This window comes from Pseudomonas sp. S3_A03 (genome assembly GCF_054668275.1).
In genome coordinates, this window is sequence record NZ_CP162753.1 from 1,340,239 (window position 1) to 1,355,584 (window position 15,346).

Sequence of the window (15,346 nt, forward strand, 5' to 3'; positions counted from 1 at the left end):
GCCTGATGGAGGCTGATGAGCGAACGACCATGAGCGAACGAATCCCAACCGTGGAAACCTTTGAGCCCCTGCACCCAAAGAAGGTGAAGGCCAAACCCGGCGACAACTTGATCCATACCCGCAGCTTCACCGGCCTGTTCCGCACCTTGCGCGTGGCGGGTGCGGGCCTGCTGTTCCTGGCGTTTTTCGGCACCGTGTGGCTGAACTGGGGGGGACGCCAGGCCGTGCTGTGGGACTTGGCCGAGAGTAAATTCCACATTTTTGGGGCCACGTTCTGGCCCCAGGATTTCATCCTGCTGTCGGCGCTGCTGATCATCTGCGCGTTCGGCCTGTTTGCGATCACGGTGTTTGCCGGCCGTGTCTGGTGCGGCTACACCTGCCCGCAAAGCTCGTTCACGTGGCTGTTCATGTGGTGCGAGAAAGTCACCGAAGGCGAACGCAACCAACGCATCAAACTGCACGCCGCGCCCTGGAGCCTGAACAAGCTGGCGCGGCGCTCGGCCAAACACATCTTATGGCTGGGCATCAGCGTGCTGACCGGGCTGACGTTCGTCGGCTACTTCACACCGATTCGCCCGCTGGCGGGCGAATTGCTGACCTGGCAGTTGGGCGGCGTCAGCTTGTTTTGGGTGCTGTTTTTTACCGCGGCCACCTACATCAATGCCGGCTGGCTGCGTGAAGCGGTGTGCATGCACATGTGCCCGTATGCGCGGTTCCAGAGCGTGATGTTCGATAAAGACACCCTCACCATCTCCTACGACAGCGCCCGAGGCGAGCGCCGTGGCCCGCGCAAACGTGAAGTGATGCCGTCCGAGGTCGGCCTGGGTGATTGCATCGACTGCCAATTGTGCGTACAGGTGTGCCCCACCGGCATCGACATCCGCGACGGCCTGCAAATGGAATGCATCGGTTGCGCGGCGTGCATCGATGCCTGTGATTCGATCATGGACAAAATGGGCTACGCCCGCGGCCTGGTGAGCTATACCAGCGAGCATCAGTTGCAAGGGGGCAAGACCCAGCTGCTGCGACCGCGCCTGATCGGCTACAGTGCCGTGCTGCTGGTGATGATTGCCGCGCTGGTCGTGGCGTTGGTGGAGCGGCCGATGGTGTCGCTGGACGTGACCAAGGACCGGGGTCTGTTCCGGGAGAACGCCCGGGGCCTGACCGAGAACATCTACAGCCTCAAGGTCATCAACAAGACCCAACAACGCCAGGACTACCGCTTGGCGCTGGTGGAGGCCGAAGGGTTCCAACTGCAAGGCAACACCCAGATCAGCCTGGCGCCGGGGGAAATCGTGGATGTGCCGGTGTCGGTGGCGTTGCTGGCGGATACACCGGCGAGCAGTTCGCAGACTCTGCGGTTCAAGGTGACGGATGTGGATGAACCGTGGATCCATACGGCAGCCGAAAGCCGGTTTGTCGCACCGCTGAACCGCTGAAATTTATCTGGAGAAAGGCAGACTCATGTGGGAGGGGCTTGCTCCCGATAGCGGTGGGTCAGCACCGATTCTGCTGACGGTTACACCCTATCGGGGGCAAGCCCCTCCCACACTTCACCCTGTGTACCGACTGAAAAATCTGTTCAAGGCCACTCATGAAACGCTACGAAAAATTCGCCGACGACATCGCAGAACTGATCCGCTCCGGCGTCCTCGGGCCCGGCCAGCGCGTGCCGTCGGTGCGTTATGCCAGCCAGACCTACGGCGTCAGCCCGTCCACGGTGTTCCAGGCGTATTACCTGCTGGAGCGCCGAGGCCTGATCCGTGCGCGTCCGCGTTCCGGCTACTTCGTCAACACCCATGCACCAAGCCCGTTTTCCGAGCCGGTGGTGAGCGAGCAGGTGCATGAGTCCACCGAGGTGGATGTGAGCGAGTTGGTGTTCTCGGTACTCGACTCTATCAAAGACCCCAACACCGTGCCGTTCGGCTCGGCGTTTCCCAGCCCCATGCTGTTCCCACTGCCACGCCTGGCCCGCTCCCTGGCCAGCGCGAGCCGTGAAATGGACCCACGGCTGGTGGTCACCGACATGTCGCCCGGCAACCCGCAGCTGCGTCGGCAAATTGCCCTGCGCTATATGGTCGGTGGCCTGATGCTGCCGATGGAAGAGCTGCTGATCACCAACGGTGCCCTGGAAGCGCTGAACCTGTGCCTGCAAGCCGTCACCGAACCCGGCGACCTGGTGGCCATCGAAGCCCCGGCGTTCTACGCCTGCCTGCAAGTACTGGAACGCTTGAAGCTCAAGGCGGTGGAGATCCCCGTGCACCCGCGCGACGGCATCGACCTTAACGCCTTGGCACAAACCCTGGAACGCTACCCGATCAAGGCCTGCTGGACCATGACCAGTTTCCAGAACCCCATGGGCGCCACCTTGCCGGAAGCCAAGAAACAGGCATTGGTGGAACTGCTGCGCAGCCATCAGGTACCGCTGATCGAGGACGATGTGTACGCCGAGCTGTATTACGGGCAACAGGCACCCAAGCCGGCCAAGGCCTTTGATACCGAGGGCCTGGTGATGCACTGCGGCTCGTTTGCCAAGAGCCTCGCGCCGGGTTATCGCGTCGGCTGGGTGGCGGCCGGGCGTTACGCGCAAAAGGTCGAGCGCCTGAAGTTGATGACCTCGTTATGCCCCTCGATGCCGGCCCAGGCGGCGATCGCCGACTACCTGCAACATGGCGGCTATGACCGGCACTTGCGCAAACTGCGCTATGCCCTGGAAGAACAACAAAGCGCCATGCTCGCCGCCATCGCCCGGTACTTCCCGGCGCAGACCCGCGTCAGCCAACCGGCCGGCGGCTATTTCCTATGGTTGGAATTGCCGGAACAGACCGACTCGCTGAAGTTATTCCAGATGGCCCTGGCCCAAGGCATCAGCATTGCGCCGGGCCCGATCTTTTCGGCGACCCGGCGCTTTCGCAATTGCATTCGTTTGAACTATGGCAGCCCATGGACCGAGGCGTCGGAGAAGGCGATGGAGACGCTGGGACGGATTGTGCGTTCGTTCTAATGGCCACCGGTGCAGGGCAAAAGCCAGGCGGCATGCCCTTGCACAGCGTTGGCTATCGACTCAACGGCCGCCGCCCAGGTCCAGAAAAGTACCGGTGGCATAAGAAGCCTTGTCCGACAACAACCAGATAATCGCCTCCGCCACTTCATCCGGTCGCCCGCCACGGGCCATGGGGATACCGGACTCCAGTTTGCTGACGCGGTCGGGGTCACCGCTCAGGGCATGGAAGTCGGTAAAGATATAGCCGGGGCGCACCGCATTCACGCGAATGCCCTCGCCCGCGACTTCCTTGGACAAACCGATGGTGAAGGTATCGAGTGCGCCCTTGGAGGCCGCATAGTCGACGTATTCACCCGGCGAACCGAGGCGCGCCGCCACCGAAGACACGTTGACAATGCTACCGCCCTGCCCGCCATGCCTGGGCGACATGCGCAGTACCGCGTGCTTGGCACACAGGATCGGCCCCAGCACGTTGGTCTTCATGATTTTAAGGATGCGGAATTCAGACATCTCATCAACCCGCGATTTGTGGCCCACGGTGCCGGCATTGTTGACCAATGCCGTGACGCGGCCCAATTCGGCGTCGACACGATGGAACAACGCAATCACTTCATCCTCGATGCTCACATCGGCGCGCACGGCAATCGCCTGGGCGCCAAGCGCACGAACCTGTTCGAGCACACGATGGGCGGCGTCTTCGTCCGATTGGAAGTTGATACAGATGCGATAGCCTTGGCGAGCGGCCAGTAACGCCGTCTCGGCGCCAATCCCCCGACTGCCCCCGGTGATGATGACGACTTTGTCCATGCGTGCGATCTCCTGATTCAACCTGGTGTGTATAGGATCGGATCCAAGAATACCCGTCATGTATCGCGTTTGTCAGGCTCCTGCGTCGCTTCGGCGCGCCGAATATCCGCCATGAAGCCTTCGGCCGGCAACGGGTGGCCCAACAGGTAACCTTGCAACGAGTTACACCCCAGGCGCGTAAGGAAACGCTGCTGCATATCGGTTTCCACCCCCTCGGCAACAATGCGTAGCCCAAGGGCCTGGCCGAGGGCGACGATGGCCGAGACGATTGCCGCGTCGTCGCTGTCGTGCTCCAGGTCACGCACAAAACCACGGTCGATCTTCAGTTCATTGGCCGGCAGGCGCTTGAGGTACATCAGGCTGGAATAACCGGTGCCGAAATCATCGATGGACAGGTCGACGCCCATGTCCGAGAGCTGTTGCAACACCATCATGCTTGCATCGGCATCGCTCATGGCGGTGGTCTCGGTGATCTCCAGCGTCAGGTTGTTGGCCGGTAACCGGTGGCGACCCAAAGCCGTGGCCACGCTGTTGACCAGCTCGGCGTGACAAAACTGCAGCGCCGACAAGTTCACGGCGATGCGCCAGTTTTCATAGCCCTGGGCGTACCACAGGCTCATTTGGCGACAGGCTTCATTGAGCACCCATTCACCGATGGGAATGATCAAACCGGTCTTTTCCGCCAGCTCGATAAATACCGCTGGCAACAACAGGCCTTGCAGCGGGTGCTCCCAACGCAGCAACGCTTCGGCCCCCACCGGGAGACCGCTGACTGCGTCGAACTTGGGTTGGTAGTACAGGCGAAACTGTTGCTGCTCAACCGCCGTGCGCAGGTCCTGCAACAACTGCAATTGCTTGCGCGCGTTAGTGTTCATCGAGACATCGAAGAAGCTGTAGCCGTTTTTGCCCATGCCCTTGGCGTGGTACATCGCGGCGTCGGCGTTCATCAGCAGTTCCTGCGGGCTATTACCGTTGCCCGGGAACATCGCGATGCCGACGCTCGCGGAGATTTTCAACTCATGCTCAGCCACCTGGAACACCCGGTTGATCAACACCACCTGACGCTCGGCAAGACCCAGGGCATCGTCCGGCTGCGTGAGTTGCACCAGCAGCACAAACTCATCACCGCCGATACGGGCCAGTGTGTCGTGGCTGCGCAGGTCTTCGCGCAGGCGCAGGCCGACTTCGCGTAGCAACTGGTCGCCCAAATGGTGACCAAAGGCATCGTTGACCGGTTTGAAGCCGTCCAGGTCGATGAACATCAGCGCAAAGCAACCGCCCTGCTCCTTGACCGCCTGTATGGCCTGTTGAATTCGGTCGGCGAGCAAGGTGCGGTTGGGCAGGCCGGTGAGCATGTCGTGCAGCGCCAAGTGGGTCAGTTCCTGGTTGGCTTGGCTCAGGGAGTCGGCGAGCACTGCGGTGCGGGCCTCCAGGCGTGCGTCGAGCAGCGATGTCAACAAGGCAATGGCGAGCACCGCCAGGGTCGTCACCAGCACCAGGTTATCCAGGCCCTTGCCGGTCAAGCCATCCAGCGCGGCGGCGCAATAGCTTTCATCGGCAAAGCGTGCCGCCGCCATACCGGTGTAATGCATGCCGACGATGGCAAACCCCATCACCACCGCCGCCCCGCCGCGCGCCAGGCGCACATAGGGCGTGTTGCGGCGCAGGTTGAACGCGATCAACAACGCGGCACCCGACGCCACCACCGCGATTAGCAACGAGGCGCCAAACAAGGTGGGGTCGTAGTCGATGCCCGGCGTCATGCGCATCGCGGCCATGCCGGTGTAGTGCATGCTGGCGATGCCGGTGCCCATGATCAAGGCGCCAAGTGCCAACTGCCAGGCCGGCAAGCGTGGCTGGCTGACCAGCCAGAGTGCAAAGCCGCAGGAAATCACCGCGATCAACAACGACAGCGCGGTTATCCCCATGTCAAAGCCCAGGGCAAACGGCAGGCGCAGCGCCAACATGCCGATGAAATGCATGGACCACACGCCAACCCCCATCGCCAACGCGCCGCCGGCCATCCACAGGTAAACGGCACGGCCCGTGGCGGTCGCGATGCGCCCGGCGAGGTCCAGCGCGGTATAGGACGCCAGGATCGCGACGAACAGGGAGATCACGACGAGGGAGGTTGAATAGCTGCCGATAAGCATGGGATTCTCGCGGGCAACGGGCTTGAAAACACCCGTGCCAAGTGGAAAAGCCGCGGATTGTAGCGAGAATAATTCTTCGACAGTTGATTAATTATCAGAGGGCCATCACCGGTGTCTTTGACGTCAATCCGCTGGCTTCAAAAGCCGCGTGCAGGCGGCTGGACAGGGTCAAGGGAGTCGCTGTCCGCCCCCGCTAATCTTCTTTGGCGCTGACCTGGGTTTGCCCGTCCCAGCCGCCGCCCAATGCGGCGATCAGTTGCACGCTGGCCACCAACCGCGACTGCAGCAAGGTCAATACGGTGCGTTCATTACTCAGCGCGGTCGCCTGCACGGTCACCACATCCAGGTAGGCGATCAACCCGGCCTTGTACTGGTTCTGGGTCAAGCGCAGCGATTCACGCGCCGCTTCCAGCGCTTGGTTGCTGACCACCGCCTCGTCTTCCAGCACCTTGAGCTGCACCATGTAGTTTTCCACTTCGCGAAAGCCATCCAGCACGGTCTGGCGGTACTTGGCCACCGTCTCGTCATAGCTGGCAACGGTGCGGTCGACCTCCGCCGACCGCTGGCCGCCGTCGAACAGGGTCATCGCCAGTTTCGGCCCTACCGACCAGAACCGATTCGGCAGGCTGATCCAATCGGCATAGGTGCTGCTGGAATAACCCCCGGCCAGACTCAGGCTCAGGTCCGGGTAATACGCAGCCTTGGCCACGCCGATATTGGCGTTGGCGGCGATCACCGAGCGCTCGGCCGAGGCGATGTCCGGGCGGCGCTCCAGCAGTTGCGACGGCAGGCTCACCGGGATCTGCGGCAACGCCGGAATGTCCTTGCTGACGGCCAGGTTGAAGTTGGCCGGCGCCTCGCCGATCAGCACGGCGATGGCGTTTTCGAGTTGGGCGCGCTGCCAGATCAGGTCGATCAGGCTGGCCTGGGTGGTCTTGAGCTGGGTTTGCGCCTGGGCTACCGCGTCCTTGCCGGAGACACCGGCACGGTACTGGTTTTCGGTCATTTGCAGGGAGCGCTGATAAGTGTCCAGCGTGGCTTGCAACAGACGGGTCTGCTCGTCCATCACCCGCAATTGCAGGTAGCTTTGCACCAGCTCCGACTGCTGGCTCAGGCGCATGGCCGCGAGGTCCGCCGAGCTGGCTTCGGCGCTGGCCTCGTTGGCTTCCAGGCCGCGGCGCAATTTACCCCAGATATCGGCCTCCCAGCTCACACCCAACTGCGCGTTGAGGGTGTCACGGATGCCGCTGCTGGAACTGCTCAAGCTGGCGCTGCTGCTGCCGGTGCCCTGGCTGGCGCGGGTTTTTCCGGCGCTCAGGTCGACGGTGGGGTAGAACGCCCCGCGCGAGCTGCGCACCAATGCCTGGGCCTGGCGAAAACGCGCTTCGGCCTGGGCCACGGTTTGGTTGGCGTTGTTCAGGCGCACCACCAGGTCATTGAGCTGACGGTCACCGTACAACTCCCACCAGGCGCCACGGGCCAGGGAATCACTCGGCGTGGCCTGGCGCCACCCCTGGGCCTCCTTGAATTGCGCCGGTTCGACAACGTCGGGGCGCTTGTAGTCGGGGCCGACAGCGCAGGCGCTGAGTAACACGCCGCAGAACAGCAGGCTCGCCATGCGAGAACCACGAGACATGGCCAATCGAGCAAAGGTTGAATCGGTCATAGCGCAGTGTCCAGGGCAGCGTCGGTACGCACACCGCGCCAGGCGTTGAAGCGATGGCGCGCGCGGTCGAGATAAAGGTAAACCACCGGGGTGGTGTAAAGCGTCAGGACCTGGCTGAACACCAGGCCACCAATGATAGTCAGGCCGAGGGGGCGACGCATTTCCGCGCCGTCGCCAGCGCCGAGCAGCAAGGGCAAGGCGCCGAGGATGGCCGCCAAGGTGGTCATCAGGATCGGTCGCAACCGCAGCAGGCACGCGCTGCGAATCGACTCCAAGGGGCCGAGGCCGTCATTGCGTTCCAGTTGCAAGGCCAGGTCGATCATCAGGATCGCGTTCTTCTTTACCACGCCGATCAACAGGAACAGGCCCAGCAGGGAGATCAGGCTGAACTCGCCGCCGGTCAGGTAGATGGCAAGCATGGCGCCGACACCGGCCGAAGGCAGGGTCGAAAGGATCGTCAGCGGGTGAATGTAGCTCTCATACAGAATGCCCAACACCAGATACACCGCCACCAGCGCGCCGAGGATCATGAACGGCTGGCCTTTCTGCGTGGCGGCGAAGGCATCGGCGGTGCCGGCCATCTTGGCGATCACGTCTTCGGGCAAGCCGACCTTGGCAATTGCCCGCTCGATGGCGGCGGTGCCCTGCTCTACGGTTACGCCCGGCGCCATGTCGAAGGCGATGTTTTCCGAGGCGAACTGGCCTTCATGGCTGACCCGGTCATCGGCCAGGCTGTTCTCATAGTGGGCAATGGTCGACAACGGCACCCGCGCGCCATCGGCGGTGATGACCTGCATCTGGTTGAGGGTGATCGGGTCCTGGGCGTACCTGGGGTTGACCTCCATCACCACTTGGTACTGATTGAGGCTGTCGTAGATCGTCGAAATCTGCCGCTGGCTGTAGGCGTTGTTGAGCACCGCCGTGACCATGTCCATGTCGATGCCCAGGCGCTTGGCCTGGTCGCGGTCGACAATCAAGGTCACCTGGGCCGCACCGTGACCTTCGCGGGCGTCGATGGCGGTGAGTTCCGGCAGCTCGCGCAGGGCAGCCACCACCTTGGGGTACCACAGGCGCAGCGCGGCCAAGTCACCGCTTTGCAGGATGTAGGAATATTGCGCGCTGGTCTGGTCTCGGCCGCCACCAAATTGCAGGTCCTGGTCGGCCATCAGGAACAGGCGCCCGCCCGGCACCAGTGGCACGTCCTTGCGCAGCCGCTCGATCACCGCCTGGGCCGAGACCTTGCGTTCACTGATGGGTTTGAGGCGTACCAGCATCACCGCATTGTTGGTGCCGTTGTTGCCGCCGATAAAACCGGCCACGCTGAGCACCGCGGGGTCCTTGAGCACAGCCTTGCGAAACGTCTCCATCTTCGGCTGCATCACGCTGAACGACAGGCCATCGTCACCGCGCACAAAGCCGATCAACTGGCCGGTGTCCTGCTGGGGCATAAAGGTCTTGGGCACCACCACGTACAACGCCACGTTCATGCCGATGGTCAGCAACAGGCTGAGCAAGGTCAGGCGCTTATGGCGCAGTACCCAGTCCAGGCTGGTGGCGTAGCCCGCGACCATGCGGTCGTTGATCTTCTGGCTCCAGCGCTGCAAACCGGTCATGCGCCCTTTGACATGGGGCTTGAGCCAACGGGCGCAGAGCATCGGGGTCAAGGTCAGCGAGACGATCAACGACACAATGATCGCGGCCGACAAGGTGATGGAAAATTCGCGGAACAGGCTGGTGACGATGCCGCCCATGAACAGGATGGACAGGAACACCGCCACCAGCGACACGTTCATCGACAACAAGGTGAAGCCGACTTCCTGCGCCCCCAGGTACGCGGCCTTCATCGGCGGCACGCCCTCGTCGATGTGCCGGGAAATGTTCTCCAGCACCACAATGGCATCATCCACCACCAGGCCGGTGGCCAGGATCAGCGCCATCAGCGAGAAGTTGTTCAACGAAAACCCGTACAGGTACATCACGGCAAACGTGCCCACCAGTGACACTGGCACCGCCAGGGTGGGAATCAACGAGGCGCGAAAGTTGCCGAGGAACAGGTAGACCACCAGGACCACCAACCCTACCGCGATCAACAGCGTCATCTCGGCTTCATGCAAGGTCGCGGTGATCACGGGCGAACGGTCCATGGCCAGGCTCAGCTTGACGCTGGACGGCAACACCGCCTGCAACGCCGGCAGCTGGGCCTTGATCTGCCGGACGGTCTCGATGATGTTGGCGCCGGACTGGCGGTTGATCACCAACAGGACCGCCGAATCGTTGTTGAAAAAACCGCTGTTGTAGCGGTCTTCGACACCATCGCTGATCTTCGCCACATCCGACAGGCGCAGGGCCGCGCCATTCTGGTAGCGAATCAGCAACGGCTCGTAGTCCTTGGCTTTTTCCAGCTGGTCGTTGGCCTGAATCTGCCAGTTGCGCTCGCCGTCTTCCAGCGAGCCCTTGGGCCGGCGCTGGTTGGCATTGGCGATGGTGTTGCGGACATCGTCCAGGGCCACGCCGTACTGGTCGAGGGCCTTGGGTTGCAGCTCGATACGCACCGCCGGCAGCGAGCTGCCGCCGATCTGCACCTCGCCGACACCAGGCACCTGGGACAGGCTTTGCGAAAGGATGGTGGAGGCCAGGTCGTAGAGCTGGCCCTTTGGCAACACGTCCGAGGTCAGCGACAGCACCATGATCGGCGCCTGGGACGGGTTGATCTTCTTGTAGGTGGGCATGCTGCGCATGCCGCTGGGCAACAGGCTGCGCGAAGCGTTGATGGCCGCTTGTACTTCCCGCGCCGCGCCGTTGATATCACGGTCGGCGTCGAACGCCAGGATCACTCGGGTGGAGCCCTGGCTCGACGAACTGCTCATGGTGGTGATGCCGGCAATCGAGCCGAAGGAACGCTCCAGCGGCGTGGCCACCGTCGAGGCCATTACCTCAGGGCTCGCTCCCGGTAAATTCGCCGAGACCACGATCACCGGGAAGTCGATCTGCGGCAATGGCGACACCGGCAGCAGGTTGAAGCTGACCCCGCCCAGCAACATGATCGCCAGACTCAACAGCAGCGTGGCGACCGGCCGGCGAATGAAAGGTCCGGACAGGTTCATGACTCAAGCGGCTCCAGGCGTTGCGGCTCTTTGCGCCAGCGGCGGCCAAGGCGATCGAAGTACAGGTAGATCACCGGGGTGGTGAACAGGGTCAACACCTGGCTCACCAGCAGGCCACCGACCATTACCAGGCCCAGGGGCTGACGCAATTCCGCGCCGGAGCCGGTGGCCAGCATCAACGGCACCGCGCCGAACAAGGCCGCCAGGGTGGTCATGAGGATCGGCCGGAAACGCAGCAACGCCGCCTGGTAGATCGCGGTCTGCGGGTCGAGGCCCTGGTTGCGTTCGGCGTCCAGGGCGAAGTCGATCATCATGATCGCGTTCTTTTTCACGATGCCGATCAGCAGGATGATGCCGATGATCGCGATCATGCCCAGGTCATTGCCGCTGAGCAGCAACGCCAGCAGGGCGCCCACCGCCGCCGACGGCAATGTCGACAGAATGGTGATCGGGTGGATATAGCTCTCGTACAGCACACCCAGCACGATATACATGGTGACCACCGCCGCCAGGATCAACAGCAAGGTACTCGACAGCGAGGCTTCGAACGCTTGGGCCGCGCCCTGGAACTGGGTCTGCACGCCCAGCGGCATGCCGATGTCTTTCTGCGCCTGGTTGATCAGTTCCACGCCTTTGCCCAGCGCCACGCCGGGGGCCAGGTTGAACGACATCATCACCGCCGGGAACTGGCCGATATGCGCGACGGCCAACTGCGCCTGGCGTTGCTCGACACGGGCCAGACTCGACAGGCGCACCTGGCCGCCATCGGTGGTTTTCACATGGATCTGGTTCAGGGCCTGGGGCCCAAGGGTTTCGCCGGACTGGGCCTGCAACACCACGCGGTATTGGCTGGCCTGGGTGTAGATCGTCGAGATCTGGCGCTGGCCGAACGCGTCGTACAGCGCATCGGTGATGGTCGACACGCTGACGCCCAGGCGCGAGGCCGCATCGCGGTCGATCACCAGGTACACCTGCAGGCCCTTGTCCTGCAAGTCGCTGGCGACGTCGGTAAGCTCCGGCACCTGGCTCAGGGTGTGCACCAGTTTTTCGCTCCACAGCGCCAGCAGCTCGGCGTCCGGTGACGACATGCTGAACTGGTACTGGGTGCGGCTCACGCGGTCTTCGATGGTCAGGTCCTGCACCGGCTGCATGAACAGGCGGATACCCACCAGCCTGTCGATTTGCGGCTGCAAGCGGGTAATCACCTGGGCCGCGCTCAAGTCGCGCTGGCCGTGGGGCTTGAGGTTGATCAGCAAGCGGCCACTGTTGAGGGTGGCGTTGTCGCCGTCCACGCCGATGTAGGACGACAGGCTCTCCACCGCCGGGTCGGCCAGGATGATTGTGGCCAGTTCCTGCTGGCGCTGGCTCATGGCGGCAAACGAAATCGACTGCGGCGCTTCGGAAATGCCCTGGATCACCCCGGTGTCCTGCACCGGGAAAAACCCCTTGGGCACCACCAGGTACAACACCACCGTAAGGCCCAGGGTGGCGATGGCCACCAGCAGGGTCAGCGGCTGATGCTTGAGCACCCACTGCAACTTGCGCCCATAGGCTTCGATCATCCAGTCGATCCAGGCGCCGCTGGCCTTGTAAAAGCGGCTTTGTTGTTCTTCCTTGGGTTCACGCTTGAGCAACCGCGCGCACATCATCGGCGTCAGCGTCAGGGATACCACCAGGGAAATCAGGATCGCCACCGCCAGGGTGATGGCGAACTCGCGGAACAGACGCCCCACCACATCAGCCATGAACAGCAGCGGGATCAATACCGCGATCAGCGACAGGGTCAGGGAAACCAGGGTAAAGCCGATCTGCTTGGCGCCCTTGAGGGCAGCGGCCAGCGGCGTCTCGCCTTCTTCGATATAGCGGGAGATGTTCTCCAGCATCACGATGGCATCGTCCACCACGAAGCCGGTGGCGATGGTCAAGGCCATCAACGTCAGGTTGTTGATGGAAAACCCGGCCAGGTACATCACGCCAAAGGTGCCCACCAGCGACAGCGGCACGGCAATCGACGGAATGATCGTGGCGCTGACCCGGCGCAGGAACAGGAAAGTGACCATCACCACCAGGGCAATGGCGATCAGCAATTCGTGCTGCACGTCTTTCACCGAGGCGCGGATGGTCTGGGTACGGTCGGTCAGCACGGTGACATCGAGGCCGGCCGGCAGGTTGTCGGTGATGCTCGGCAGCAGCGCCTTGATGCGGTCCACCACCTCGATCACGTTGGCGCCCGGCTGGCGCTGGATATTGAGCAGCACGGCCTGGTTTTCGTTGGCCCAGGCGGCAAGGCGTTCGTTTTCGGCGCCGTCGACGATTTGCGCGACATCCTTGAGGCGCAAAGGCGCGCCGTTGTTGTAGGCGAGGATCAGTTCGGCATATTGCTGGGGCGAGACCAACTGGTCGTTGGCATCGAGCATCGACACCCGGGTGGGGCCGTCGAAGTTGCCCTTGGGCTGGTTGACGTTGGAGGCGGCGATCAGGGTGCGCACATCCGACAGGTTCAAGCCGTTGGACGCCAGGGCCTCGGGGTTGACCTTGATACGCACGGCCTGGCGCTGACCACCGGCGATGCTGACCATGCCGACCCCGCTGATCTGGGCAATTTTTTGCGCCATGCGCGTGTCCACCAAGTCATTGAGCTTGGGCAGCAGCATGGTCTTGGAGGTGATGGCCAGGGTCAGCACCGGGGTATCCGCGGGGTTGACCTTGTTGTACACCGGCGGCGCCGGCAAATCCTTGGGCAACAGGTTGGTGGCGGCGTTGATCGCGGCCTGCACCTGTTGCTCGGCGACATCCATGTTGATGTCGAGGTTGAACCGCAGGGTCAACACCGACGCCCCGCCGGAGCTGGTGGACGCCATCTGGGTGAGGCCGGGCATTTGCCCGAACTGGCGCTCAAGAGGTGCGGTGACCGCGCTGGTCATTACGTCGGGGCTGGCGCCGGGGTACAGGGTCATCACCCGGATGGTCGGGTAATCCACCTGGGGCAAGGCCGACACCGGCAACAGGCGGTACGCGATGATCCCGGCCAGCACGATGGCCAGCATGCTCAGCGTGGTGGCGACCGGACGAAGAATAAACAGCCGCGACAGGTTCATGAACCGACCTTTTGCGCCTTGCCGGCGCTGGCGCCGGTCTCCCCTTTAGCGGCGGGCTTGCCTTGCAAGTGTTCGGTCGGGGTAGTCGGGACTTCGCTGCTGTCGTTGACCACTTCGATTTCACTGCCGTCTTTGAGGCGGTCGGTACCTTCGAGTACGACGCGGTCGCCGGCGACCAGGCCCTCCTTGATCACGGTGTTATCGCCATCGGTGTCGCCGACGACCAGGGGCTGGACCTTGACCTTCTTGTCACCGTCGAGTTTGTAGACAAAGGTGCCGGCGTTGCCGAACTGGATCGCAGCGGACGGCACCAGCACCACGTTGTGCAGGGTGTCGGCCAGCAGATGCACGTTGACGAACTGGTTGGGGAACAGCGCCTGATCCTTGTTATCGAAGCGCGCCTTGAATTTCAGGGTGCCGGTGGTGACGTCGATCTGGTTGTCGAGGCTTTGCAATACGCCAACCGCCTGTTTCTTCACGTCGCCACGGTCCCAGGCTTCGACGGGCAACTTGTTGCCGGCCCGATAACGGGCAAGCACGGTGTCCAGGGTGTTTTCCGGCAGGGTAAAGGCCACGCTGATGGGTTGGGTCTGGGTGATAACGGCAAGGAAGGTGGTGTCGTTGGCCGCCACCAGGTTGCCCACGTCGACCTGACGCAGGCCTACGCGGCCGCTGATGGGCGCGCGGATCTTGGTGAATTCAAGGTTGAGCTTGGCGTCGTCCACGGCGCCCTGGTTGGTCTTGACCGTGCCCTGGTATTGCAAAACCAGTGCTTCGGCGGTGTCCAGGGTTTGCTTGGCGATGCTGTCCTGGGCGTAGAGGCCACGATAGCGCTCGACGTCGACCTGGGCGTTTTTCAGCTGGGCCTGGTTCTGCAACAAGGTGCCCTGGGCCTGGAGCAAGGCGTTCTGGTAGCTGCGCGGGTCGATCTCCGCCAACAGGTCGCCGGCCTTGACCATCTGCCCTTCTTCAAAGGCGATCTTCACCAGCTCGCCGCCCACCCGGCTGCGCACATTGATGGTGTTCAGTGCAGTGACCGTCCCCAACGCCTTGTAGTACACCGCAAACTCGCCGAGTACCGCAGGGGCTACGCGCACGGGCACCGGGCCGGTCGAGCCGCCAAACCCTGGGCGCGCCATGCCGGTCTTGCTGGCATGGCCGGCCGGTGCGTCTTTGTGGGCCGCGCCGCTTGGCCAGAATTTCCAGCACAGGCCGGCGATAACCAGCAGCACAAGCAGGCCGAACAGCCAGCGACGGGAGTTGCGGGGGGAGGATTGCATGGAGTGATCAACCATTGGGCGCGAAAGCTTCTACTTGGGGAGGCTGAAAGATAAGCACTGGAGCGCATTAAGAAAAGCGCCTTTACCGGCTATTTACCTTGGGCTTACAACTTTTAACCGCGGCGGCTTAGTCCACCGGCTATTTCGCTAAGCATTTGAGCTGTAAATGAAAACGGCCTGGACTAGGCCAGGCCGCAATCATGTATCACGCGTGTTACTGCAAAACGACAGTAA

At 62.6% G+C, this 15,346-nt stretch carries 8 protein-coding genes; 2 read left to right on the forward strand and 6 right to left on the reverse strand.

All coding sequences use genetic code 11. The annotated features are described in order from the left end of the window. Positions 1 to 29: 29 nt before the first annotated feature. Positions 30 to 1,439, forward strand: coding sequence for a cytochrome c oxidase accessory protein CcoG (ccoG, locus tag AB4O25_RS05865; protein WP_460150645.1), 1,410 nt, complete (start codon positions 30 to 32; stop codon positions 1,437 to 1,439). A gap of 155 nt (positions 1,440 to 1,594) precedes the next feature. After that, the gene (gene mapR, locus AB4O25_RS05870) at positions 1,595 to 3,004 is read left to right on the forward strand and encodes a GntR family transcriptional regulator MpaR (protein ID WP_017528474.1); all 1,410 of its coding nucleotides are present in this window, start codon (positions 1,595 to 1,597) and stop codon (positions 3,002 to 3,004) included. 60 nt (positions 3,005 to 3,064) lie between these two features. On the opposite strand, the gene AB4O25_RS05875 is transcribed toward mapR, so the two are convergent. The 6 genes from AB4O25_RS05875 to AB4O25_RS05900 form a co-directional block, all read right to left on the reverse strand. Then, on the reverse strand, positions 3,065 to 3,811 hold the full coding sequence (locus AB4O25_RS05875) for an SDR family oxidoreductase (protein WP_065878936.1): 747 nt from the start codon (positions 3,809 to 3,811) through the stop codon (positions 3,065 to 3,067). A gap of 56 nt (positions 3,812 to 3,867) precedes the next feature. Then, positions 3,868 to 5,964, reverse strand: coding sequence for a putative bifunctional diguanylate cyclase/phosphodiesterase (locus AB4O25_RS05880; protein WP_017528476.1), 2,097 nt, complete (start codon positions 5,962 to 5,964; stop codon positions 3,868 to 3,870). Between the two features lie 193 nt (positions 5,965 to 6,157). Continuing rightward, positions 6,158 to 7,630: an efflux transporter outer membrane subunit gene (locus AB4O25_RS05885; RefSeq protein ID WP_017528477.1), complete on the reverse strand. Its 1,473-nt coding sequence runs from the start codon at positions 7,628 to 7,630 to the stop codon at positions 6,158 to 6,160. Further along, complete coding sequence (locus tag AB4O25_RS05890) at positions 7,627 to 10,734, reverse strand: efflux RND transporter permease subunit (protein ID WP_017528478.1); 3,108 nt, start codon at positions 10,732 to 10,734, stop codon at positions 7,627 to 7,629. Before AB4O25_RS05890 ends, AB4O25_RS05885 begins: the two co-directional genes overlap by 4 nt. After that, positions 10,731 to 13,832 (reverse strand): MdtB/MuxB family multidrug efflux RND transporter permease subunit, encoded by a 3,102-nt coding sequence (locus AB4O25_RS05895; RefSeq protein WP_460150646.1) that lies wholly within the window; start codon positions 13,830 to 13,832, stop codon positions 10,731 to 10,733. Before AB4O25_RS05895 ends, AB4O25_RS05890 begins: the two co-directional genes overlap by 4 nt. After that, positions 13,829 to 15,127 carry an MdtA/MuxA family multidrug efflux RND transporter periplasmic adaptor subunit gene (locus AB4O25_RS05900; RefSeq protein WP_017528480.1) on the reverse strand — a complete coding sequence of 433 codons (1,299 nt, stop codon included), beginning with the start codon at positions 15,125 to 15,127 and terminating at the stop codon, positions 13,829 to 13,831. The genes AB4O25_RS05895 and AB4O25_RS05900 overlap by 4 nt, the downstream gene beginning before the upstream one ends. Positions 15,128 to 15,346 lie beyond the last annotated feature (219 nt).

Excerpts from the sequence above, each read along its gene's own strand:
- AB4O25_RS05885 (WP_017528477.1), bottom strand. The coding sequence starts at position 7,630 with ATGACCGATTCAACCTTTGCTCGATTGGCCATGTCTCGTGGTTCTCGC.
- AB4O25_RS05880 (WP_017528476.1), bottom strand. The coding sequence starts at position 5,964 with ATGCTTATCGGCAGCTATTCAACCTCCCTCGTCGTGATCTCCCTGTTC.
- ccoG (WP_460150645.1), top strand. The coding sequence starts at position 30 with ATGAGCGAACGAATCCCAACCGTGGAAACCTTTGAGCCCCTGCACCCA.
- AB4O25_RS05900 (WP_017528480.1), bottom strand. The coding sequence starts at position 15,127 with ATGGTTGATCACTCCATGCAATCCTCCCCCCGCAACTCCCGTCGCTGG.
- AB4O25_RS05890 (WP_017528478.1), bottom strand. The coding sequence starts at position 10,734 with ATGAACCTGTCCGGACCTTTCATTCGCCGGCCGGTCGCCACGCTGCTG.
- mapR (WP_017528474.1), top strand. The coding sequence starts at position 1,595 with ATGAAACGCTACGAAAAATTCGCCGACGACATCGCAGAACTGATCCGC.
- AB4O25_RS05895 (WP_460150646.1), bottom strand. The coding sequence starts at position 13,832 with ATGAACCTGTCGCGGCTGTTTATTCTTCGTCCGGTCGCCACCACGCTG.
- AB4O25_RS05875 (WP_065878936.1), bottom strand. The coding sequence starts at position 3,811 with ATGGACAAAGTCGTCATCATCACCGGGGGCAGTCGGGGGATTGGCGCC.